This window comes from Exiguobacterium sp. R-39, from assembly GCF_049942815.1.
In the GTDB taxonomy this organism is placed as follows: Bacteria; Bacillota; Bacilli; order Exiguobacteriales; family Exiguobacteriaceae; genus Exiguobacterium_A.
This window is the reverse complement of the sequence record NZ_CP187965.1, coordinates 2,730,043-2,753,034: the sequence shown is the minus strand read 5'-3', so window position 1 is coordinate 2,753,034 and position 22,992 is coordinate 2,730,043. Positions and strand designations below refer to the sequence as shown.

General features: G+C 49.3%; 19 protein-coding genes. 10 read left to right on the top strand and 9 right to left on the bottom strand.

The genetic code is table 11. The features are described 5' to 3' along the window. The first annotated feature begins 75 nt into the window (after nt 1–75). Nucleotides 76–2,712 (top strand): EAL domain-containing protein, encoded by a 2,637-nt coding sequence (locus tag ACP26N_RS14295; RefSeq protein ID WP_214855888.1) that lies wholly within the window; start codon nt 76–78, stop codon nt 2,710–2,712. Between the two features lie 58 nt (nt 2,713–2,770). Here the strand turns inward: ACP26N_RS14295 and ACP26N_RS14290 are convergent, their stop codons facing one another. Continuing rightward, entirely contained in the window at nt 2,771–3,421 is a 651-nt protein-coding gene (locus tag ACP26N_RS14290) for a DUF4352 domain-containing protein (RefSeq protein ID WP_131502416.1), read from the bottom strand. 11 nt (nt 3,422–3,432) lie between these two features. Then, the gene (locus ACP26N_RS14285; protein ID WP_131502415.1) at nt 3,433–4,791 is read right to left on the bottom strand and encodes an alkaline phosphatase; all 1,359 of its coding nucleotides are present in this window, start codon (nt 4,789–4,791) and stop codon (nt 3,433–3,435) included. A gap of 259 nt (nt 4,792–5,050) precedes the next feature. Between ACP26N_RS14285 and ACP26N_RS14280 the strand changes: the two genes are divergently transcribed. Beyond that, nucleotides 5,051–5,860, top strand: a complete 810-nt coding sequence (locus tag ACP26N_RS14280; protein WP_188004798.1) for a DUF6612 family protein — start codon at nt 5,051–5,053, stop codon at nt 5,858–5,860. Nucleotides 5,861–6,228: 368 nt separating this feature from the next. After that, entirely contained in the window at nt 6,229–7,587 is a 1,359-nt protein-coding gene (locus tag ACP26N_RS14275) for an alanine/glycine:cation symporter family protein (RefSeq protein ID WP_131502413.1), read from the top strand. A gap of 58 nt (nt 7,588–7,645) precedes the next feature. Here ACP26N_RS14275 and treC read toward each other — a convergent pair whose 3' ends face one another. The 7 genes from treC to ACP26N_RS14240 all read right to left on the bottom strand — a co-directional run bounded on the left by treC (nt 7,646) and on the right by ACP26N_RS14240 (nt 16,914). Then, entirely contained in the window at nt 7,646–9,289 is a 1,644-nt protein-coding gene (treC, locus tag ACP26N_RS14270) for an alpha,alpha-phosphotrehalase (protein ID WP_426354222.1), read from the bottom strand. 23 nt (nt 9,290–9,312) lie between these two features. Further along, on the bottom strand, nt 9,313–10,752 hold the full coding sequence (gene treP, locus ACP26N_RS14265; RefSeq protein WP_426354220.1) for a PTS system trehalose-specific EIIBC component: 1,440 nt from the start codon (nt 10,750–10,752) through the stop codon (nt 9,313–9,315). A 302-nt stretch (nt 10,753–11,054) separates the two neighbouring features. Next, nucleotides 11,055–13,841, bottom strand: a complete 2,787-nt coding sequence (locus ACP26N_RS14260; RefSeq protein WP_426354219.1) for an EAL domain-containing protein — start codon at nt 13,839–13,841, stop codon at nt 11,055–11,057. Nucleotides 13,842–13,973: 132 nt separating this feature from the next. Continuing rightward, nucleotides 13,974–14,684: a trehalose operon repressor gene (gene treR / locus ACP26N_RS14255; RefSeq protein WP_131502410.1), complete on the bottom strand. Its 711-nt coding sequence runs from the start codon at nt 14,682–14,684 to the stop codon at nt 13,974–13,976. Nucleotides 14,685–14,730: 46 nt separating this feature from the next. Next, nucleotides 14,731–15,693, bottom strand: coding sequence for a hypothetical protein (locus ACP26N_RS14250; protein ID WP_131972077.1), 963 nt, complete (start codon nt 15,691–15,693; stop codon nt 14,731–14,733). After that, nucleotides 15,686–16,552 carry an ATP-binding cassette domain-containing protein gene (locus tag ACP26N_RS14245; protein WP_131502408.1) on the bottom strand — a complete coding sequence of 289 codons (867 nt, stop codon included), beginning with the start codon at nt 16,550–16,552 and terminating at the stop codon, nt 15,686–15,688. The genes ACP26N_RS14250 and ACP26N_RS14245 overlap by 8 nt, the downstream gene beginning before the upstream one ends. After that, nucleotides 16,546–16,914 carry a GntR family transcriptional regulator gene (locus ACP26N_RS14240; protein ID WP_114597321.1) on the bottom strand — a complete coding sequence of 123 codons (369 nt, stop codon included), beginning with the start codon at nt 16,912–16,914 and terminating at the stop codon, nt 16,546–16,548. The genes ACP26N_RS14245 and ACP26N_RS14240 overlap by 7 nt, the downstream gene beginning before the upstream one ends. A gap of 194 nt (nt 16,915–17,108) precedes the next feature. On the opposite strand from ACP26N_RS14240, the gene prfA reads away from it, so the two are divergent. From prfA to glyA, 7 genes are all read left to right on the top strand, one after another. Continuing rightward, nucleotides 17,109–18,167 carry a peptide chain release factor 1 gene (gene prfA / locus ACP26N_RS14235; protein ID WP_131502407.1) on the top strand — a complete coding sequence of 353 codons (1,059 nt, stop codon included), beginning with the start codon at nt 17,109–17,111 and terminating at the stop codon, nt 18,165–18,167. Next, nucleotides 18,167–19,015, top strand: a complete 849-nt coding sequence (gene prmC / locus ACP26N_RS14230) for a peptide chain release factor N(5)-glutamine methyltransferase (protein ID WP_426354217.1) — start codon at nt 18,167–18,169, stop codon at nt 19,013–19,015. The genes prfA and prmC overlap by 1 nt, the downstream gene beginning before the upstream one ends. Continuing rightward, complete coding sequence (locus ACP26N_RS14225; RefSeq protein ID WP_426354216.1) at nt 19,012–20,010, top strand: L-threonylcarbamoyladenylate synthase; 999 nt, start codon at nt 19,012–19,014, stop codon at nt 20,008–20,010. The genes prmC and ACP26N_RS14225 overlap by 4 nt, the downstream gene beginning before the upstream one ends. Before the next feature lie 17 nt (nt 20,011–20,027). Further along, on the top strand, nt 20,028–20,543 hold the full coding sequence (locus ACP26N_RS14220; protein ID WP_012371560.1) for a low molecular weight protein arginine phosphatase: 516 nt from the start codon (nt 20,028–20,030) through the stop codon (nt 20,541–20,543). Nucleotides 20,544–20,549: 6 nt separating this feature from the next. Beyond that, the gene (gene rpiB, locus ACP26N_RS14215; RefSeq protein WP_012371559.1) at nt 20,550–20,990 is read left to right on the top strand and encodes a ribose 5-phosphate isomerase B; all 441 of its coding nucleotides are present in this window, start codon (nt 20,550–20,552) and stop codon (nt 20,988–20,990) included. Next, nucleotides 20,991–21,530 carry a TIGR01440 family protein gene (locus ACP26N_RS14210; protein WP_131502404.1) on the top strand — a complete coding sequence of 180 codons (540 nt, stop codon included), beginning with the start codon at nt 20,991–20,993 and terminating at the stop codon, nt 21,528–21,530. It abuts the gene before it with no gap. A 110-nt stretch (nt 21,531–21,640) separates the two neighbouring features. Beyond that, the gene (gene glyA, locus ACP26N_RS14205; protein WP_131502403.1) at nt 21,641–22,900 is read left to right on the top strand and encodes a serine hydroxymethyltransferase; all 1,260 of its coding nucleotides are present in this window, start codon (nt 21,641–21,643) and stop codon (nt 22,898–22,900) included. Nucleotides 22,901–22,992: the final 92 nt, after the last annotated feature.

The following is a 22,992-nucleotide window of genomic DNA, read 5'->3' as shown; positions in this document are numbered from 1 at the left end:
TTATTCTGGCAGGACTTTACGAACTCCATCCCTAATGATAAGGGAAAGACTCTTTACAGAAGGGTGGAAAGGAAGATGGTGCGTTCAAAAAAAGCTTATTATCTGCCTGTTATCGTCTGCTTTATTACAATTTACTATCTTTGGCTGATTATTTTTGCAAACCAGCCAGAGTTGTCAGCTTGGGGCAGTAACTTGTTTTCCATACTCGGTTGCGCGTTTGCGACATGTTTGTTGGTTCAGGCGCAACGAGAACCGGACCAACAAGAAGGACATTTTTTTCTCTACCTTGCATACGGAACAGGAAGTTATCTGATTGCCGAATTGATGTGGGGGACGTATGAGAATATTCTTCAAGTCGAAGTTCCCTTTCCCGGTATCTCGGATCTTTTTTACGTGTTGCAATCTGTCTTCTTTTTAGTGGCCTTTCTACACGCAATCCAACGCCATGTCACAAAAGCTCGTTTAGTCAGCTTTATATTTGATATCGCCATCGTTATGACGGTCGCTGTTACCTACAGTTGGTTTTTCTTAATCCGTCCGCTGTTTGACGAACCGTTCACCTCGAAAGCGGAATTCGTCCTGGCCTTTGCTTACCCGATGTGCGATATCGTTCTGTTATTTTGTATGATCAGTATCTATTATTTATTTGAGAAACACGAGTGGCAAAAACGACGACGTATGTTTCAGTGTTTGTTCATCGGATTGTTGTTACAGGTCGGCGCAGATACATCGTTTGTCTATGTGACGACCGTCAGCGGTGAGGATGTCATCCGGTTGATTGATCCATTGTTTGTCATTGGTTTACTGACGATTAGTATATCTGGTCATTTGGATAATCCCGTACAAAAAAGGCAACAGAAAGAAACAACGCGACGAAGACGTGCACCGATCGGGAAAATGTTTTTACCATATCTGTTAGTCATATTTTTATTTTCAACGATGACCTTTTATGCACGCCAAAATGAAGCAATGAATGGCTTAATGATAGGTTGCGCTATCACGATTCTCCTGATTTTAGTCCGCCAGATTCTAATGATTTTGAGTCACCAAGAATTAATTGAAGAAATTCATCATAAAGCGGACGAGTTAGAAGTGAGTGAGGAACGGTATAAGTCTTTGTTTACTTACCATCCGGATGCCATCTATTCACTTGACTTGAAGGGACGTATTGAAAGCGCGAATCCTTCGTTCGAAAAATTGACGGAGCAGGATGCGGAGGAATTGATTGGCAAAACGTATCGGCAGTTCACGACATGGCAACAGACATCGACAGACAAGGCGACAGCACAGCAATTTGAAACTGTTTTCCAAAAATCTGGCGGTCCAGATGTTTTGCTGAATGTAACCAACATTCCGATTCGCGTCCGGGATCGATTCGTCGGGATGTACGGGATTGGGCAGGATATCACGACCATCCGGGAAAATGAATTAAAAATCCGCCGGCTTGCTTATTACGATCATTTGACCGGGGTCATCAATCGGACCTACTTTGAAGAAGTGTTGCACCATTTAGTCGAAGAAGAGCGGAAGGAAGAAACCATCATTCTCTGTTTTATTGATCTCGACGACTTTAAACTCGTCAATGATTCGTTCGGTCACCATGTCGGCGATCAGTTGTTGATTCAAGTGGCAGAGCGCCTGCAAGAAGCCGTCAATCCGGACGATATCGTCGCCCGTCAAGGCGGAGATGAGTTTACCGTCATCTTGCGGGATGTTACGTCGGATGAGCAGGGCAGAAGCCGAACGGCCCGTCTGCTCGATGACTTAAAACGAACGTATGCGATTGAAGGAATCGAATTGATTTCCAATCCAAGTATCGGAGCCGTCATATGTCAGCGTACAGCGGGAAAACACGTCGTGACGTTGCTGAAGCAGGCCGATCTTGCGATGTATCAGGCGAAATCGGGTGGCGGTAAATCCATCATCTTCTTTGAAGATATTGCCGAAAAAGCGTCCTACCGCTTGCGACTCGAATCGGAGCTGCCGATTGCCATCGAAACCAATCAATTGATTTTACATTATCAGCCGCAAGTCGATACGGTCACGTATAAGATGGTCGGTGTCGAAGGACTGATCCGTTGGAATCATCCGGAACTCGGAATGATTGCACCAAACGATTTCATTCCGATGGTGGAAGAAGTCGGCATGATTATCCGGCTTGGTGAATGGGTGTTACGCGAAGGGTTTTTACAGGCAAAACGGTGGGAAGATGAAGGAGTCACATTGAAGGTTGGACTGAATGTCTCGATGCAACAGTTTCATCATCCGACGTTCGTCCTGACTTTGATTCGTTTAGTAGAGGAAACAAGTGTTGATCCGACGCGTATCGATCTTGAAATCACGGAAGTCTCAGCTGTCGAAGATATCGAAGAAACCGTCGTGACGATGAATCGCTTAAAAGAACTCGGCTTTACGATTTCGATTGATGACTTCGGAACCGGCTACTCTTCCTTATCCCGTTTAGCGGACTTCCCGATTGATACATTGAAGATTCCCCGCGAGTTCGTCGAAAAAATCCAACCGACGACGACCGGCTACTCGATGATTTCATCCATCATCCATTTAGCGAAGTCACTCGATCTTGAGGTCATCGCGGAAGGTGTCGAGACGCTCGAGCAGGTCAACGTTCTAAATTGGTTGGAATGCTCGCGGATGCAAGGTTATTACTTTGGTCGCCCGATGCCCGCAGAACAAATTCCGGCTCTTTACTAAAAAAGAAGACGATCCTTTCCAGCAAAACAGGAAGGGATCGTCTTTTGGTCTTTTAGCATTATAAGCGCAAAGAAAGGGACGAACCTTTTCCAAGCACATCACGTTTCGCACTGAGGACATCACTCGTCAACAACTCGACTGATGTGAGCGGTTGTTCGATAATGAAACCGAAGTTTCCGCTTCGTGTCTCGCCGGGGGCATATGTCGCAGCGAGCGACTCGAGGTAGACATCGTCTTGCAGTGTCTTCTCGGTTTTTGCATCGAGCCTGAAGTGAGCGACGGGGTTAAACGTGACCGGCTCATCGCCTCTGTTCGTGATCGTCACACGTGTCTTGACGAGGTCAAACGATTCCTCATGCGTAAACCCGTGGAAGAAATCAATCATCCCGTAACTCGGCCGGGCATGGAACACTTTCACTTCTTCGACTTTCATCGTGATCGGTCCGATCGTTCGTGTCACGTCGGGACGGACAAACTGTTTTAACGTCAATTCGCCTTTGTCGTCGGTAACCGATGCGTCGACTTTTGTCAGTTTCCGGTCATCTGGTAATTGCGGGTTCGGGACATATGCGGCAGACTTTTCGATCGATACCGGTGTCTCCTGTTTCGGGGCCGACTTTTCTGATGACTTCTCTTGGACGGTGTCTGGCGTAGTGCCGCAACCCGAAAGAATCGTCCCGAGCATCAAGGCAGCAAGTATCTGTTTCATGGAAAGTCTCCTTATTTCTTCGACTTCAGTAAATCGAAGATGATTTTGGCATGATCCGTATTATCGACTTGTCCGGCAAACCGTTCCTTCGCTGGACCAAACGCATAGACGGGAACGTCTTCACCCGTATGTCCGCCTGTCGTCCAGCCGGTGTGCGACCGTTCATTGAAGATGGCTTCGATCGCATTGTCGACATCAAGCAGTTTCTTCGATTCCGCAGCACGTGTAACGGACTCGATTTCATCTTCCGTCAGGGTGAGTTTCTTCTGGTCGATATATGTCGTCAACGTTTTTTTGACATCGGCACCTTCGATGATTTTTGCTGCCATGAAGTCTGGTGTCTTTTTCGCCGCCTTGATCGGCTCGGCGAACCAGTTATAGATACCATCCGCTCCAATCGAGTAACCGCCGGTCGAATGGTCGGCTGTCGCCACGACAAGCGTGTGCTTGTCTTTTTTGGCAAAGGCGATTGCCGCTTTGAAGGCACGTTCGAAGTCTTCCATCTCGCTCATGGCACCGACGATGTCATTGTCATGACCGGCCCAGTCGATTTGACTTCCTTCAACCATCAGGAAGAAGCCTTTTTTGTTTGAATCAAGTCGTTTGATGGCGGAATTCGTCATCTGTTCGAGTGACGGAACGGATGATTCCCGGTCGATGCGTTTCGGCAGACCACCGTCCGCAAACAGACCGAGGACCTGTTTGTTTTTATCCGCCTGCATTTGATCCAGATTCGTGACGTAGCTGTAACCGTCTTTCTTAAACGCTTTCGTCAAATCGGTATCCGGACGGACGAAGTTTGATTTCCCGCCTCCGAGCAGGACGTCGATCTTATGTTTGCCGTTGACCCGCTCCTTGAAGTAGTCGTCCGCAATCGCATTCATGTTTTTCCGGTTCTCATCGTGCGCGCCGAATGAAGCCGGTGTCGCGTGTGTAATTTCGGATGTCGCAACAAGTCCCGTCGATTTTCCGCGTTCTTTCGCTGCTTCAAGGACCGTCTTGACCTCTGATTTATCATTGTCGACGGCAATCGCGGCATTATATGTTTTGACACCGGACGACATCGCCGTCGCGGCGGATGCGGAATCCGTGATGTTTTGCTCCGGGTCTTCCGGATAGGTCATCTGTTGTCCGACGAGATATTGATCAAATGCCGTTTTTTCCGCGACCGGCGTCGAAGGATCATTTTTTAAGTACCGGTGGGCTGACGTATACGAGACACCCATCCCGTCCCCGATCAGGAAGATGACATTCCGGATTTCCGGTGATTTTGCATGTTTCGTCTTAGCCTCAGCGTCGTTCATCGAGACCATCGTACTTAAGGAAAGGGTCGACAAGGCAAGAATGGGAATGATTCGTTTTAACTTCATGGATTGTTCCTCCTTCAGGAAAATAAATAAATAGTTTAGTATCGGATCAGATCTACAGGACTAACTTTAGCGGTAGAGTGTAAAACGAACATTTGAGGGATGTAAAGTTTTGTTAAGAATCAAACAGAAAACTTTACGTCGGACAGGAAGGTCGATGAGTAAAAAACAGTCAGAACGGTAATAAGATAAGAAATGGTTTTGAAACATTTTTCAGTGACAGCTCGTAAAGAAAGATAATCAATTTCAAGGAGGAATGACGATGAAGAAGACAAGGTGGATGACGGTCGGTCTCCTTACGGCAACGATTGGACTGGCAGGGTGTAATAACGAGACCATAGAAGATGGTCAAGGGGAGAACGGTTCCAAACAGCTTTCGAATACGGAGTTGCTGAAAAAAGCGTCAAGCGCACAAGAAAACATCAAGTCGTTTCATATGGACAGTGACATGATGTCGGAAGTTGGCGGTATGCCGATCAGTCAAAAGATTTCGGCAGACATCATCCAAAAGCCGATGACGATGTATCAAAAGATGACAATGAAAAATGCAGAAGACGGGACCGATGTCGAAACGGAACTGTATCTCGTGGATGATAAAATGTATATGTCGCAATCCGGACAATGGTTGGTACAAGATACATCGGAACTAGGGGATATGTTAGAAAACATGGAGTCGTCGGCATCGACAGAACAAAGTCTGAAGTTACTCAAAAAATATAAAGACAATTGGACGATGAAAAAAGAAGGTGATGTCTATCAAATCGATGTCGATTTGAAAGGCGATCAACTGAAAGCCTTCATGAAGGATTCTCTTGAACAATCCGGACAGCTTGCCCAAATGAAAGAGGTCATGGATCAAGTGGATTATAAAAAGATGGAGTACTCGATGACGTATGATGCAAAAACCTACTATCCAAAGACGCTTGATATGGAAATGGCGTTTGAGATTGAAGAAGGAACGGAATTTACGATGAAAAACGAATCCGTATTCTCGAAATTCAATGAGATTAAATCGATTGAGTTGCCGGCGGAAGCAAAAGACGCACAGGAGTTGCCGAGCAGCAAGCAATAAGAAGAAACTGATTGACCTGAAAAGGGACTGACTCAAAATTCAGTCTCTCCAAAGATAAGGGTGGCAGATTATAATTCTGCCACCCTTATCCCGTTTAAAGAGGAATCACTCGTTTCACGCTGGCAGAGACAAACAAGACCCGGTTTCCTGCCTGGATCAGGAAGGGAAACTGGCTTGTGTCTCGCCTGAGGAAAGGGCGTGAAAGGACGAGAGATTCCTTTTTGAGTCAGCCCCTTTTAGTGAGCAGTAAAAAGAATACAACAATATAAGCTAGGCAATCGTCTGCACAGAAAATTAACCATTGACAATAATCTGTAAATTCTGAAAAGATAGAAAAGTACATATCGAATTGAAGGAGGGGAAACAGAATGGGGACAGCGTTCAGTGAGTGGATTGGTACGGTATCGGATTTTGTCTGGGGACCGCCGTTGCTTATCTTTTTGGTCGGTACAGGGATTTACTTGACGATACGACTTGGATTCATTCAAATTACCAAGCTTCCGTATGCCTTAAAACTGGCATTCACGAAACATCAGGACGACACGTCGGAAGGGGATATCAGTCATTTTCAGGCATTGATGACAGCTCTTGCGGCAACGGTCGGTACAGGGAATATCGTTGGGGTTGCAACAGCCGTCGTCCTCGGAGGACCGGGCGCGATCGTCTGGATGTGGTTATCCGGATTATTCGGGATGGCGACAAAGTATGCCGAGGCGATTCTCGCCGTCAAGTACCGTGTTGTCGATGAGAAAGGACAGATGGCCGGGGGGCCGATGTACTATCTCGAACGGGGATTAAGACAGAAATGGCTCGGCGTGTTATTTGCCGCGTTTGCTTCGCTTGCCGCCTTCGGGATCGGTAACGGTGTTCAGACGAACTCTGTTGCACTGGCGATGAAATCGACGTTCGACGTGCCATTGTATGTAACGGGGATTGTCCTGATGGTGGCGACGGGGGTCGTCATTATTGGTGGAGTTAAGTCGATTGGGAAAGTCGTCAGTTATTTTGTCCCGTTCATGATTTTCTTCTATGTCGGAAGCGGTCTCTTGATCATGGTCATGAACTTTGATTTGATTCCGGGTGCGCTCGCGACCATCTTCAGCAGTACATTCTCGAACGAAGCCATCACCGGCGGAGCAATCGGTGCCGCGATTCGTTACGGGGTCGCCCGCGGGGTCTTCTCGAATGAAGCAGGTCTCGGTTCTGCACCGATTGCCGCCGCCGCTGCAAAAACGGATTTCCCGGGGCGTCAGGCACTCGTCTCGATGACGCAGGTCTTTCTCGATACGCTTGTCGTCTGTTCGATAACCGGCTTGACACTCGTCATGGGTGGTCAGCTCGATAAAAAGCTGGAAGGGGTCGAATTGACGACAGCCAGCTTTGAAGTGTTCCTTGGACCGGCCGGGAAGTACATCGTGACGATTGGTCTTGTCATGTTTGCCTTCTCGACAGTCCTCGGATGGTCCTATTACGGGGAAAAATCAATCTATTATCTGTTTGGTCAAAAATCGATTTTACCTTACCGGATTCTGTTTGTACTCGTCGCGGGACTTGGTGCGATGACGACGAACTTGAACATGGTCTGGGCGATTTCCGACGTCTTCAACGGACTGATGGCCATTCCGAACTTGATTGGTTTGATTGGTTTGTCCGGTGTCGTCATTGCGGAAACACGACTGTTCCGGGAACAGTTGAAACGGGAGGAGGCCGAACGACGAATTTCATAGAATCTCTGACATTGCACAAATCCCGCATTCTCATATGGAGAGTGCGGGATTTGTTTGATTAAGCCGTTTGATAGAGCATGAGGGATTCGTACGGGCGTAATGTGACTTGCCCTGACGTCTCTAACACATCCGGATAGTTCTGAATCAGGATCTGATGATCAAGCCACTCGTCCGGTAACGTGAACGAAGTTGTCGTACCGTAAAAGTTTGACAAGACGAGCAGCCGTTCCTCATCAGTGATTCGTTCGTACGCCCAGAGCGCAAGATCATCAGGTGTCAGAAGCCGGTAAATGCCGTTCGTCAAAACATCATACTGTTTGCGCAGGTGAATCAGCTTCTTGTAATGATAGAAGACCGAGTCCGGATCGGCGAGAGCAGCTTCAACATTGATCGAAGTATGATTTTCAGGAACCGGAATCCATGGTGTCGCGGTTGAGAAACCGGCGTGCGGTGACGCATCCCATTGCATCGGTGTCCGGGCATTGTCCCGGGATTTTTGACGGATTGCGGCCAAAATATCAGCTTCCGTTTCACCGAGCGTTGTTTTTTCAGTATAGGCGTTCAGCGTCTCGACATCCCGGTAATCCGCCAAGTCGGTAAAGTCCGGGTTTGGTGTGCCAATTTCTTCGCCCTGATAGATGTACGGTGTTCCTTGTAAGCCGTGTAACGTCGTTGCAAGCATCTTCGCACTTTCGATCCGGTAAACCGTGTCGTCACCAAACCGGCTGACGACGCGGGGCTGATCATGGTTACACCAGAAAATCGCATTCCAGGCATTTCCCTGCATCCCGACCTGCCAGTCGGAGAGAATCCGTTTCAGCTCGAGGAAATCAAACGGGGCTGCCGTCCATTTCTCTCCGTTCGGGTAATCAACTTTTAAGTGGTGGAAGTTGAAGGTCATCTTCAGCTCCTGCTCATTTGTATTCGAGTAACGAAGGCAATGATCGAGTGTCGTTGACGACATCTCACCGACGGTCATCAAGTCATGACCGGCAAAGACACGCTGGTTCATCTCCTGCAGGTAGTCATGCACGCGCGGACCGTCCGTATAGTATTTCCGGCCGTCACCGGTCGGGTCATCTGCAAAACTGTCATCTTTTGAAATCAGATTGATGACGTCGAGCCGGAAGCCGCGGACGCCTTTATCGCGCCAAAAGCCCATCATCTGATAGACGGCTTCCCGGAGCGCCGGGTTTTCCCAGTTGAGATCGGCTTGCGTCTCGTCGAACAGATGCAGGTAATACTTACCGGCGACGTCGTCGAACGACCAGGCCGAACCACCGAATTTTGACACCCAATCCGTTGGTTCGTCCCGCCAGATGAAGTAATCGTGGTAGGGGCTGTCGGGATTTCGTCCTTGCTGGAACCACATATGATCGGTCGAACAATGATTGACGACGATATCCATCATGACGGATAACTGGCGTTTGTTTGCTTCCGCAATCAATTGATCGAAGTCTGCCATCGTACCGTAAGACGGGTCAATCGCGTAATAGTCACTGACATCATAGCCGTTGTCGCGTTGCGGGGACGCATAGACCGGCGTCAGCCACAGGTAATCGACGCCGAGCTCCGTCAGATAATCGAGTTTCGCTGTCACACCACGCAGCGTACCGGTCGCTTTGCCTTCCGGGCTGTAAAAACTTTTCGGATAGATTTGGTAGACGGCGGATTTACGCCAGTCGGTTGTCGTAAGAGTCATATCAGGTCACACCTTTCTAAAACTTATGCTGCCTCTTTAAGTGCCGCTTTGCGGGCACGTTTCGTCGAGACGTAATGGAACAGGAACGTACAGACGATCGGAACGATGATCGCGATGACCATCCCGATGATGAAGGACAGAATCGATCCGGGAACGATCGAGATGAAGGCCGGAAGACCGCCGACACCGATTGCCGGTGCGAGTACTCCGCTGACAGCGATGAAGGAAGATGCAATCGCGGATCCGACCAGTGCCGCATAAAACGGATACTTGAACCGGAGATTGACCCCGAACATGGCGGGTTCGGTGATTCCGAAGTAAGCCGAGATGGCGGAAGTCGATGCCATGTTTTTATCATTGACGTTTTTCGCGAGGAACAGCATCGCAAGTGTCGCCGATCCTTGAGCGATGTTCGAGATGGCAATCATCGGCCAGATGAACGTCGTCCCGCTTTGACCGATCAGTTGCAGATCGACGGCGATGAACATGTGGTGCATTCCCGTGATGACGAGCGGGGCATAAAGGGCACCAAACAGCAACGCACCAAGAAGTGGAACGGCTTCAAACGTATTGACGACGCCGATTGTAATCCAGTCTCCGATTTGACGTGTAACCGGTCCGATGACGGCAAGGGCCAGGAAGCCGGTTAATGTGATGGTCGTGATCGGGACGACGAGCAGCTGAATCGCATTCGGAACACGGTTTTTGAGCCAACGTTCGATTGTACTTAAGACGTAAGCGGCAGCGAGGACCGGTAAAATCTGTCCTTGATAACCGACTTTTTCGATTTCAAATAAGCCGAGGATATTGAATGTCGGAATATCCCCTTTTAGTGCACTTTGACCGTAATTCCAAGCGTTCAGGAGATCCGGGTGCACGAGCATCAGTCCCATGACAATCCCGAGGATTTCACTGCCGCCAAAGCGTTTCGTGGCGGACCAGCCGACCAGTGCCGGCAGGAAGACGAACGCCGTGTTCGCCATCATGTTGATTAAATCCCATAAACCCTGCAGGTTCGGATACCGTTCGATCATCGTCTTGCCGCCAAACTCAATGCCGAACAGATTGTTAATTCCCATTAACAGTCCGGCGACGATGATGGCCGGGATGATCGGCATGAAGACATCGGAAAAAACTTTGATCAGTTTTTGGAACGGATTCATTTTCGAGGCACCGGACGATTTGACGTCAGCGATTGTCGTCGCCTGTAAACCAGTTAATTGAATGAACTCGGCGTAGACACGGTCAACGTCGCCGGCACCGATGACGATCTGATAGACACCCGCATTCAGGAAAGCTCCTTTGACGAGCGGGACTTCAAGTAACACTTCTTGTTCGACCAAACTTTGATCTTTTAATGTCAAGCGGAGGCGGGTGACACAGTGGGCTGCCTGCTCGACGTTATCTTTGCCACCGATTCGTTCGATGATTTGTTCTGCAATTTGCCGATAGTTGGGTTTCATCTCACATTCTCCTTTGGGATTGAACTGAAGACTCATTTTGAAATGAAAACGTTTTCTTATATGCGCACACTCATCTTAACTTATCTATATAAGTTAAGTCAACAACTTATATAGATAAGTTTGAAACCGCTTTGATCAATAAAAAAGGGGCTGACTCAAAAGTCAGTCCCTACAAAGAAAAGGATGGCAGATTCTAATTCTGCCGCCCTTTTCTCGTTTAAACAGGAATCACTGTTTCACGCAACTCCTACAGGAAAGAGCGTGAAAAGACGAGAGATTCCTTTTTGAATCAGTCTTGTTTTTCAGGAAGATTGCAGCGCTTCGAAGACGAGATGGGACTGCTTCACATCCAAGTACTGGCATTCATATTCGATCTGACCGTTATCCAGTTCGATCGCCTGAAGCGGTCGGACCGGAATCGGCTGTTGTTTCAAAATCAAAACGAGTTCAATCCCTTCATGAACAGGCAGATGTAGCGGGGAATAGAAGGAGACACTATGCATGGTCCCTTTGGAGACCACGATATTTGTTCGACCGACGTGGATATCCTGTCCGTTCAGCCGTTGAATCGTAATGGAAGCATCGACCGTCCGGGTGCTGATTGGGGCAGTCATCGCTTCCGTCGCTGCAATCTGCCGTTCGCGCATGGCGCGTTCGAAATGGACTTTAGGTAACGGTTTACTGAACAAGTATCCTTGGATGGTCGTACATTCGAGTCCTCGTAAGAAGTGGAGTTGTCCCATCGTCTCGACACCTTCTGCGACGACATCCATGCCGAATTCCTTTGCCATGAAGAGGACGCTCCGGACAACGGATTGTGTTTTTTTGTCCTGGACCATCGTCGTCGCGAACTGCCGGTCAATCTTAATCGTATCAATCGGATACTGTTGCAGATAAGAGATTGATGAATAGCCTTTTCCGAAATCATCCAAGGCAATCTTGATGCCCATTTGACTGAGCATCTGAAGTGACTGCTGAATTTTACTGTTATCAAACAAGACATCGGTCTCGAGAATTTCGATTTCAAGCATGCTTGGGGAAACACCGAAGCGCTGGAGTGTTTCCTGGCAGGTCTCGGCAAAGTTCCCGTGGATCAAGCGTTTTGGAGAAACGTTGATTGAAATCGGAACGATCGGTAAATCGGCAAGAATCCATTGATTGATATTCCGGCATGTTTCTTCGAGCACCCAGTCGGCAATCAGGATATGCATCTCGCTTTCCTCGGATAACGGAATGAAATCGTTTGGCGGAATCCGGCCCCAGTCCGGATGTTGCCAGCGGATTAACGCTTCAGCTCCGACAATCGTTCCGGACCACGCGTTAACTTTTGGCTGATACTCAAGGAACAGTTCGTTCCGGCGGATAGCCGTTCGGATACTTTTTTGAAGTTGATGGCGCCGGTAAGTCTCGATATTGAACGTCGAGGAATAGACACTGTATTCATTCACACGGGCCCGACCGAGGGCGATGCTCGCTGTTTTGACAAGGTCTTCCGCCGAATCCGCATCTTCCGGAAAACGGCTCACGCCGATACCGATTGACGGGTACCATTCGTAGGAATCGACGACGATTTTTTGTTTGGACAGTTCAATCAATTGTTCACAGATCTTGTTGATTGAACATTCTTCGACGACGTTCGGGAACAGGACGATGTATTCATCTCCGTAGAGGTGACCAAAGTAAGAAGCAGTCGGCAGGTGGTGTAACAATTGTGTTGCTGTTTTTGACAACCACTTATCACCAATCGGATAACCGAAATCATGATTGATGTCCTGTAAGGCATTGTAGCTGACGGTCAAGACGCTGAACGTGGGATAAGTAGCAATCCATTGGTTCATTTGTTCAAGAACGAGTGTCCGGTTCGGCAGTCCCGTCACCCGGTCATGCATCGCCAGTTGAAAAATTTTCTCTTCCTGTTGTTTTAACTGTGTGATGTCCTGAATGACACTTTGGAAAGCGGAGACGACACCGTCTGCGCTACGGATCGGTGTCCGGTTTTCTAAAATCCAATGAATCCTATCGTCGTGACGGATACGATAGGAGACTTCGGACTCATGATTGGCAAGAATCCGGTGATAACTCGCTTCGACTTTTGATCGATCTTCAGGAAGAATCAAATCCTCGATCCAAAGCCCGTCGACCTGTTGGTGCCGGTGCAGCAATCCTTCAAAGATATTTTCAAATCCCCGTGTGTGAAAATCAATCTTTTTTTGATCAATATCGTACCGGTAAATCGCACTCGTCGACACTTGTTGGAACGTTAAAAACTTTTCTTTTTCATCATGAAGTTGTTTATCCAATGATTTGTGTTCCGAAAGATTATAGAGAACACAAGTGAGCTCTGCCTGTTGTTGCCGGTCATCTTGCCGGAACGCACATCGGCAGAAGATATCCTGATAACCATGCTGTGGATGAAGGACACGTGTTTCGATGTCGAGTGAAGGCAAACAGCGGTTTGTTTTCAACAGATCGAGATATTCACGAAACTCCTGTTGGTCAGCAGGATGAATCCGTTGGAAAAACTCTTGTTTAGACAAATGTTTGAGCTGTTCGGGCCGGACTCCGAATAATTCCGCGAACGAGTCGGAGGAGCGCAACAAGTTACCGTGCTCATTGAATGCGGCCAGTGCGATTCCCGGAAGTGTTTCGACCAATTGCTGATCAAACTGAATCGAGTCCATCTGTTGTTTCATCAGTCGGTTTGTCGTTAAATCGCGAGCAATTCCATAAGCCCCGACAATCAGACCATTGGAGAAGATCGGAATATTGACGATCATCATTTCGAGATAATGACCTTTCGAATGCCGGATGTGTGCCGTATACGTTTCGCTTTGTCCCTGCATGACCTGTTGAAAATGGAACACTGTGCTGTCTTGATCGTCTGGATGAACAAAATGTTTGAAGTGGTTCATTAAAGCGTCTCTCGTATAGCCCAGTAATAGGGATGTTTTATCGTTTAGACGCGTGACACGTCCTAAAATGTCGAGTGTATAAATCGCATCCGGATGGTTTTCCATGAAGTGTTCGTCAATGGTGGATACGTCCTGACCACGTTTTAGTAGGGTCTGTAGTCCTTTCTTAAATGACAATGGCAAAACCTCCAGTTAAAAAATATAAAAAGAAACCTAAAATTTGGTTCACATTTTTATAATATAACATTCAAATGGAAGAATGAACGTTTCGTTCAAAAAAACAAAAAAAGGACTCTGAGTTTAGAGTCCTTAGCGGCGGGCAATATCCGTAAACTGAAACTTATCGAGCCGGTGACGCGACTGTGTCCGTTCAAAATGCTGACCCTCGTAATAATACGTATCATTCGTAATGACGATGACGTGGGTGGTGCCCTCGAGATCCAGATACTGCTGATCTTCCACCGTCGCGGGTTGGGCCTCGATTTTTCGTTTGGCATAACTGATCTGCCGTCCGAGTGTCTGTTCGATATACGCATAAATCGACGCACCGGCAATTTCTTTCGTCAAACCGGGGACAAGGGACGTCACGAACAGGTTGATATCAAAGATGACCCGCTCCCCGTCAATCGACCGGACCCGTTTGACCTGCGTGAGCGACGTACCGGGTGTGACATGGAACAACTGGGCCAGTTCCTCGGTCGCTTCGAGCAGTTCACAGGAAATGACATCGGTCTTGACGTCATGTTCGCCGATTTGCCGGTTTGCTTCAGAAAAGCTGACGATGCCGTTGAACTGAAAGGCAATCGCATCCTGACTGAGTACGAAGACTCCTTTTCCCTGGTGTTTACGGACGAAGCCCTTGTCCTGCAAGGCATCGATTGCTTTGCGGACCGTGCCGCGGCTGGCACCGAATTCCTGCATCAATTCCGTTTCCGAAGGAAGTTTGGTTTCGGCCGGTAACGTCCCGCCCTGAATCTGGTCGACCAATTGCTGATAAATCTGAAGATATTTTGGCATCATCGATTCCGTCCTTTATCCAAAGTGTTGGGGATAGTGTAGCACGGAATCAACGTTTCCACCCAATCATCCGGCGGTACGAACTAAAAGCAGGCCAGGCGAGAATCGCGACGGCAAGCCAGTAGAGAAATTGATTTTCAGACGAGATCACACCGATGACAGCTGCGAGCAAAATGGTCGTATAGACGGAGAAAACGATGATCAACAGCGGATGGATCTTCGGGAAAACCGTGAAACGGCCAAGGCGTTCGTTTTCGCTTCTGACATAAAGCAGACTGCCGCAACTGATTAAGAGGACCAGCAAGACCAGGTTGAATACGAGGGCGCTGATCAACTGTTCGTCTTGGAACAACAAGGTGAACGGTGAAGCCGTCGTCGTCAGGAAATCGAACAACGAAGCCTCCTCATCGGCGAGACCAAATCCGAGTGTCGTGATGGCGGCGATCGCAAAAAAGGTCAGGTAGTTTAAAAACAGGAAGAACAATCCGAGTAATAATTGGCCGATGACGTCGCCGGCAATCGTTCCCGCGAGTAAAAAGATACTGAAGACGACGAGATCGAATAGAAAATACGAGACAAAATCGAGCGTCAGGTCAGACAGGCTGACGTAGTCAAACGGATGAATGCCGCCGATTCCTTGTAAAATCAGCCAGCTGACGAAGAAACCGATGATCGGCAAAATCAGCAGGATGGCGACACCAAGACTCCATTTGATCCAGTAGAGCGTTTTTTTATTGACCGGCAAAGCGTGAAGCATTAAGCTCCGGCCGCTTCCACGCTCTTTTCCGAGGATTAAAATCGCGAAGACCGCCATCAGAATCGCGCCGAATCCGGCAAAACTCGGACTGACGAGGACGGATTGGATGATTTCGTTTTCTGCTCCACCGTATGTACCGAAGTTATCGATGACCGTGTAACTGCCGAAGCCGTAACTGAAGACAGCGAGCAGGAAAAGAGAAGCGAGTGGCCAGATGCCCTGCTTGATATGATAACGGATCAGTTGTTTATACATGTTGATCGCCTCCGAACGTTCCTAAAAAGTAATCTTCGAGTTGGACAGGTAACACATCTCTCAGTAACGGATTTGTCTTGTCGACGTAAGCGGCACCGGCTTCCGAGCGGACGATCAGCGTCACGACCCGGCCGGTTTGTGACAGGACGTGAACATCGTTATGGTGGAAATCCGGGACCGTCTCATAGGCGAGTTGCCATTTCTGCATGCTCGATTTCGCATCTTCGAGTGTTTGCGGTTCTTTGACGAGGTGTTGTTCGATCGTCATGATCCGGTCGGCCAGTGAATCGAGTTCCTCTAACTGATGGGACGCGATCAGGACGGCGGTTTGACGTTCGGCAAGCAAGGTCACAAGCTGTTTTAAGTAATTTCGTTTATTGATCCGGTCGAGTCCGTCCGTCGGTTCATCGAGTAACAGGACCGGTGCGTTGGTTGCGAAAGCAAGCTGCAGTAAAAACAGCTGGGCCTGACCTTTTGAGAGTGAGGTGACACGGCGTCCACGATCGAGATTCAACGACCGGCAATAGTTTTCAATAAAAGTCCGTTCGAAATTCGGATAAAACGCATTGTAAAAGCCGATCAATTCCCCGAGTGTCATCTGACGGTAGACGCCGATTGAATCCGGAACTAAAAACAGATGTTGCCGGGCTGATGGAACGTGATGGATGGATTGTTGGTTCCATTCGACTTTTCCGCGGGACGGCTCAAGTGCTCCGACGAGTGTTTTCAGTAACGTCGTCTTGCCGGCACCGTTTCGTCCGATCAGTGCTGTAATCGTTCCGGCTGGCAACGTGAACGAGGCGTTTTCGTAAATCATTTTGGAATCAATCTGTTTGGTCAGGTGAGACACGGTCAACATGAGGAATCCTCCCTTGTTTGGATAAGTAGTTGATAAAGATCTGCATTGGATATCGATAATTCATCGGCTACGCTGCACAGTGTCTGCACATGTGGTTGAATCGCAGCCTGTTTGACCTGTTCGATCGGTAAATCGGAAATAAAGGAACCTTTGCCGCGCATCGTGACGATGAAGTTACGGCTTTCGAGTTCCTGATAGGCACGGGAAACGGTATTCGGATTGACGAGTAACGTGCTCGCCAGTTCACGGACCGACGGCATCTGTTCACCGGACCGGAGAAGTCCGCGGGCAACCGCACGGATGATTTGGGCGACCAGTTGCTCGTAAATCGGCAACGAACTTTTAGGGTCAACCGTAAACATTCGATTACCTCCTTAAGTGTATTAATTCAATTAGTACACTAATTATAGGAAAATCCATCCAGGACGTCAAGTGGAGTAAAAAAAGGAGTGACGGGAAACGCTGCTAATAAGGAAGAAATGTTGCTCCGGCGTAACGCGACTCTAAATATTTGCTATACTGACGACAGAAGAATCATCAGGAAGGATGACCGAGAATGTTAGAGCGATTAAGTGCGTTGGAAGACCGTTATGAAAAATTAAATGACCTGTTGGCGGACCCTGCCATCATTAAAGATACGAATCAATTGCGTGAGGTGTCGAAGGAGCAGTCGCAACTGGCACCGACCGTTGAAGTCTACCGCGTCTACCGCGATAAGATGGAAGCCTACCAGGAGGCGCGTCATATGTTGACAGACCCGGAGATGCGCGATCTCGCGAAAGAGGAAGTCGCCGTGCTCGAGCCGGAAATCAAGGAACTCGAGACGAAGCTGAAAGCTCTGCTCCTGCCGAAAGACCCGAACGACGATAAAAACGTCATCGTCGAAATCCGCGGTGCGGCAGGGGGCGATGAAGCGGCGTTATTTGCCGGCGATCTCTTTAAAATGTATTCGAAGTTCGCTGAAAAACAGAGCTGGAAAATTGAGATCATCGATGCCAGCTATACGGAGCTTGGCGGCTACAAGGAAATCATCTTCATCGTCAAAGGAACGGGTGCGTATTCGAAGCTAAAGTATGAGAACGGCGCCCACCGAGTCCAGCGTGTCCCGTCAACCGAGTCGGGCGGACGGATTCATACATCGACCGCAACCGTTGCCGTCTTGCCGGAAGCAGAAGATGTCGAAGTCGAGATTCACGACAAAGATGTCCGCGTCGATACGTTCACATCGAGCGGACCGGGCGGACAATCGGTCAACACGACCCAGTCGGCTGTCCGGGTCACTCACGTACCGACGGGAATCGTCGCCAGCTGTCAGGATGAAAAGTCACAAATTAAAAATAAAGAAAAAGCGATGAAGGTGCTGCGGGCACGTGTTTACGATAAGATTCAACGCGAGCAGCAGGCCGAGTACGATGAAAAGCGGAAATCAGCGGTCGGAACGGGTGACCGGTCAGAGCGGATCCGGACGTATAACTTTGCCCAAAACCGTGTCACTGATCACCGGATCGGTTTGACGATTCAAAAACTTGACCGGATTCTGCAAGGTGAGATGGATGAAGTCATCGATACTCTCGTCATGGAGTATCAGGCCCGGGCATCGGAGGCGGCGAACTGATGCGAATCGCAAAACGTCTGAATCAGGCACAAACGATGCTCGTGACGGCAGGACGCGAGGCCTCGAGTGCCGAATGGTTACTTATGCACGTTTTACAGGTCGACCGGACCGGATTGTTGATCCGTTTGTCGGACGAACTTGAGCCGGAACAGGACCTGTTGTTCAGTGAATATTTACTGGCCCATTTAAATGGTGTCCCGGTCCAGCATTTGATCGGATACCAGCCGTTTTACGGACGCGACTTCCGCGTGTCACCCGCTGTTTTGATTCCGCGGCCGGAGACGGAAGAATTGATTGAATTCGTGACGGGACGCCTGCAAGGAGAAACATTCAAACCCGGTGAAATCGTCGATATCGGAACCGGCAGCGGAGCGATTTGTCTGACGCTTGCCCTTGAACTGAAACAACCGGTCACGACGGTCGATATTTCGGCGGAGGCGATTGCGGTTGCCAAAGAAAATCAACAGATGCTTGGCGGAGAGGTCACCTTTTTGGAAGGGGATTTGCTGGCACCGCTTGCTGACCGGTCAGTCCGGGTGTTAGTCTCGAATCCCCCTTATATTGAAGAAGATGAATTGCTCAGTGACGTCGTGTTTGACCATGAGCCCCACCTCGCGTTGTTTGGCGGGAAAGACGGACTCGTGTTCTACCGCCGCCTGATTGAAGACAGCAGTCGGATCCTGCGCGATGATTTTCGTTTGATTGCGTTCGAAATCGGACATAATCAGGGCGATGAAGTGCAAATGATGTTAAAAAAACGTTATCCAACTGTAGAAACGGGTATTTTAAAAGATATAAACGGTAAAGACCGTATCGTGTATGCGGAACGAAAGGATTGTCCAGAGTGAAGACGGAAATGATTCAGCAGAAGACATTAAGTGAAGCGGTACGACTATTACAAGAAGGTGAAGTCGTCGCGATTCCGACGGAGACGGTCTATGGTCTCGCAGGGGATGCGACGAGCGAAACGGCCGTTCGGCGAATTTTCGCCGCGAAGGGTCGACCTTCCGACAATCCGTTGATTGTCCATGTCGCATCCATTGAACAGGCAAAGCAGTTCGTCACTCATATTCCGGATGTCGCGACTCAATTGATGGATACGTTTTGGCCGGGTGCCTTGACGATCATTTTAGAATCAAACGGACGTGCATCCTCACTCGTCACCGCAGGACTGGATACGATCGGATTACGGATGCCGGACCATCCGCTGGCGCTTGAGTTAATCGAAGCGACCGGGTTGGGTCTGGCAGCACCAAGTGCCAACCGTTCCGGAAAACCTTCACCGACGTCATCTGCGCATGTCGCACATGACCTCTCGGGCCGCATCGCCGCAATCGTTGACGGCGGGGAGACCGGAATCGGTGTCGAATCGACGGTCATCGACTGTACCGTGAATCCACCGGTGATTTTACGGCCGGGTGGTGTGACGCGGGAACAGATCGAATCGATCATCGGGGACGTGTCACTTGATCCTGCCTTATCGATGAAAGACCAGACACCGAAGGCACCAGGCATGAAGTACACGCACTATGCACCGGAAGCAACGTTATCCGTTGTAGCGGGTGACCTCTCATTCCTGCAGCAACTCATCGATGAAGCACGCCAAACCGGACAAAAGACAGGCGTCATTCTCTTTGACGGAGAAGACATCGAAGCCGATGTCCGTTGTTTCCTCGGAACGACGATGGAAACAGCTGCGCAACGTCTTTACGATTGTTTACGGCGATTTGATCAGACGACAGTAGATCAGATTTTTGTACGGGATCTATCAGAAGAAGGGGTTGGGCTGGCAGTCCGAAATCGGCTCCACAAGGCAGCAGGTGGTCGGATCATTCGCCCGTAAAGAAGGAGGATACTGAGATGAGCACACGTCGTGTATTGTTTATCTGTACAGGAAACACATGCCGCAGTCCGATGGCAATGGCATTATTACGGTCAAAAGTGGCCGATCAAGAATTTGATGTCCGTTCCGCCGGTCTGCGTTCGATGCAAGGATTCGATGCTTCTGAAAACGCATTGCAGGTTTTACGTGAGCGCGGCATTGAACTTGAACACTATACGCAAGTATTTGACGACGTCCTCGGGCGTTGGTCGGATATCATCTTGACGATGACACGCAGCCATAAACAGGAAGTCGGCGAACGGTACCCGGAACTGAAAGACCGGACGTTTACGCTGTACGAGTACGTGACCGGCCTTGAACGGGATATCAATGATCCGTACGGCGGATCGATGAACGTTTACCGCCAGGTCCGAAATGAACTCGAACCCCTCGTCAACCGTCTTGTGTTAAAATTGACGCAGAACGGAAACGGAAGAAAAGCACCGGACAACCGGAAGCTTCCGAAAAAACAACCTAAACAAACGGGGGAATAGTTAACGATGAAAGTAGCAATCGGAGCAGACCATGGTGGTTTTAAGTTAAAAGCGGAACTGAATGAACTCTTACAGGAGCTCGGAATTGATTATACGGACTTCGGAACGTATTCGTCTGAATCAATCGATTATCCGGACGTCGCGATTCCGGTCGCGGAAGCGGTCGCGAACGGTGAATTCGACCGCGGGATTTTAATTTGCGGGACAGGTATCGGAATCGGTATCGCTGCGAACAAAGTCAAAGGCATCCGGGCAGCCCTCGTCCATGATACGTTCAGCGCCAAAGCGACACGTCAGCATAACAACTCGAATATCTTGACGATGGGCGAACGTGTCATCGGACCGGGTCTTGCGCGTGACATCGCGAAAATCTGGCTTGAGACGGAGTTCGAAGGCGGACGTCACGAAAACCGCGTCTGCAAAATCTCAGATTATGAGGTGAAGTAAATGGATCTGGAACAAATCAAACAAGATCTCGAAGCGTCGTTGACGGAACTGAATGAACGATTCCCGTTAAAAGGGAAACTACTCGTCATCGGGTGTTCGACAAGCGAAGTCATCGGCAAACAAATCGGTAAGGCGGGTTCGCCCGAAGTCGCAGAAGCGTTGTTCGATGTCTTTGATACGTTCCGTCGTTCGCATCAAGTCGATCTGGCGTTTCAAGGTTGCGAACATATCAATCGTGCCTTGACGCTGGAGCGGCAAATCGTCGAACGGCTCGGACTGGAAGCGGTGACGGTCGTTCCGGTTCCGGAAGCAGGCGGTTCGATGGCGAGTGTCGCCTATCAACGTTTTTCGGCACCGGTCGTCGTCGAAGCGATCCAGGCCGATGCCGGGATCGATATCGGAGACACATTCATCGGGATGCACTTGAAGCAAGTGGCGATTCCGGTCCGTCTGCCGCACCGCGAAATCGGTGAGGCACATGTGACAGCTGCCGTCACGCGACCAAAACTAATTGGTGGCGCGCGTGCTAAATACGAATGATTTGCGCAAGGGGTTGCACTCCCCTTGCTTTTTTAATGGATTTTTAGAGGGTGCCCGCAAGTGATTATTCGTGTTAAGATAGGTCTATCGAAATGAATGGGGGAATTCAGATGGAACAAACACCACTAACGTATCTGAAACAGCAAGATGAGGAACTCTTTTCGGCTATGCGCAAGGAATTAGGGCGTCAACGCGATAATATCGAGTTGATTGCGTCAGAAAACTTTGTCTCACAAGCGGTCATGGAAGCTCAAGGCAGCGTGCTGACGAACAAATACGCAGAAGGTTATCCGGGTCGTCGCTATTACGGCGGTTGTGAGTTCGTCGATTTAGCGGAAAACTTGGCACGTGATCGTGCGAAGGCCATCTTTGGAGCAGAACATGTCAATGTTCAGCCGCACTCAGGTGCCCAGGCCAACATGGCGGTCTACTTCACGATTCTCGATCAGGGCGACACGGTCCTCGGGATGAACCTCTCCCATGGTGGTCACCTGACACACGGTAGTCCTGTGAATTTCTCCGGTGTTCAATACAACTTCGTTGAGTACGGAGTCGATCCAGAAACAGAGATGATCGATTACGATGTCGTCGCGAAGCTTGCGGAAGAACACAAACCAAAACTGATCGTCGCGGGAGCATCGGCTTATCCGCGCGTCATCGACTTCAAACGATTCCGTGAAATCGCGGACAGTGTCGGTGCCTACTTGATGGTCGACATGGCGCACATCGCGGGACTCGTCGCGGCAGGTCTCCATCCGAATCCGGTCGAACATGCGCATTTCGTCACGACGACGACGCACAAGACACTTCGCGGACCACGCGGCGGGATGATTCTTTGTAAGGAAGAACATGCCAAAGCCATCGATAAATCGATTTTCCCGGGAATCCAAGGCGGACCGCTCATGCACGTCATCGCAGCGAAAGCCGTTGCCTTTGCGGAAGCATTAGCACCTGACTTCAAGGAGTACATCGAGCAAGTCGTGGCCAATGCGAAAGTCCTCGGCGAAGAGTTGACGGCACGTGGACTGCGGATCGTCTCTGGCGGTACCGACAACCACCTGCTTCTCGTTGATCTCCAACCGCTAGGCATCACGGGCAAGCTTGCGGAGCATGCTTTGGACGAAGCCGGCATCACGGTCAACAAAAACACGATTCCGTTTGATCCGGCGAGCCCGTTCGTCACGAGCGGAATCCGAATCGGGACGGCAGCGATGACGTCGCGTGGATTCAAAGAAGCCGAGATGAAACAAATCGCAGAGCTGATTGAACTCGTTCTGAAAAACCCGGAAGATCAAGAAACACTGACAAGTGCCCACAAGCAAGTTCTGGCATTGACAGGTCGTTTCCCGCTTTACCCGGAACGCGGTTAAGTTTTAAGCGTACAATCACCACCTCGACCTTTTCGATTGATGAGAAGTGCGGGGTGGTTTTTTTTTGATGACCTTTAGCTAATCGGAAAGGA

Excerpts from the sequence above, each read along its gene's own strand:
- ACP26N_RS14295 (WP_214855888.1), top strand. The coding sequence starts at position 76 with ATGGTGCGTTCAAAAAAAGCTTATTATCTGCCTGTTATCGTCTGCTTT.
- ACP26N_RS14290 (WP_131502416.1), bottom strand. The coding sequence starts at position 3,421 with ATGAAACAGATACTTGCTGCCTTGATGCTCGGGACGATTCTTTCGGGT.
- ACP26N_RS14285 (WP_131502415.1), bottom strand. The coding sequence starts at position 4,791 with ATGAAGTTAAAACGAATCATTCCCATTCTTGCCTTGTCGACCCTTTCC.
- ACP26N_RS14280 (WP_188004798.1), top strand. The coding sequence starts at position 5,051 with ATGAAGAAGACAAGGTGGATGACGGTCGGTCTCCTTACGGCAACGATT.
- ACP26N_RS14275 (WP_131502413.1), top strand. The coding sequence starts at position 6,229 with ATGGGGACAGCGTTCAGTGAGTGGATTGGTACGGTATCGGATTTTGTC.
- treC (WP_426354222.1), bottom strand. The coding sequence starts at position 9,289 with ATGACTCTTACGACAACCGACTGGCGTAAATCCGCCGTCTACCAAATC.
- treP (WP_426354220.1), bottom strand. The coding sequence starts at position 10,752 with ATGAAACCCAACTATCGGCAAATTGCAGAACAAATCATCGAACGAATC.
- treR (WP_131502410.1), bottom strand. The coding sequence starts at position 14,684 with ATGATGCCAAAATATCTTCAGATTTATCAGCAATTGGTCGACCAGATT.
- ACP26N_RS14250 (WP_131972077.1), bottom strand. The coding sequence starts at position 15,693 with ATGTATAAACAACTGATCCGTTATCATATCAAGCAGGGCATCTGGCCA.
- ACP26N_RS14245 (WP_131502408.1), bottom strand. The coding sequence starts at position 16,552 with ATGTTGACCGTGTCTCACCTGACCAAACAGATTGATTCCAAAATGATT.
- ACP26N_RS14240 (WP_114597321.1), bottom strand. The coding sequence starts at position 16,914 with ATGTTTACGGTTGACCCTAAAAGTTCGTTGCCGATTTACGAGCAACTG.
- prfA (WP_131502407.1), top strand. The coding sequence starts at position 17,109 with ATGTTAGAGCGATTAAGTGCGTTGGAAGACCGTTATGAAAAATTAAAT.
- prmC (WP_426354217.1), top strand. The coding sequence starts at position 18,167 with ATGCGAATCGCAAAACGTCTGAATCAGGCACAAACGATGCTCGTGACG.
- ACP26N_RS14220 (WP_012371560.1), top strand. The coding sequence starts at position 20,028 with ATGAGCACACGTCGTGTATTGTTTATCTGTACAGGAAACACATGCCGC.
- rpiB (WP_012371559.1), top strand. The coding sequence starts at position 20,550 with ATGAAAGTAGCAATCGGAGCAGACCATGGTGGTTTTAAGTTAAAAGCG.
- ACP26N_RS14210 (WP_131502404.1), top strand. The coding sequence starts at position 20,991 with ATGGATCTGGAACAAATCAAACAAGATCTCGAAGCGTCGTTGACGGAA.
- glyA (WP_131502403.1), top strand. The coding sequence starts at position 21,641 with ATGGAACAAACACCACTAACGTATCTGAAACAGCAAGATGAGGAACTC.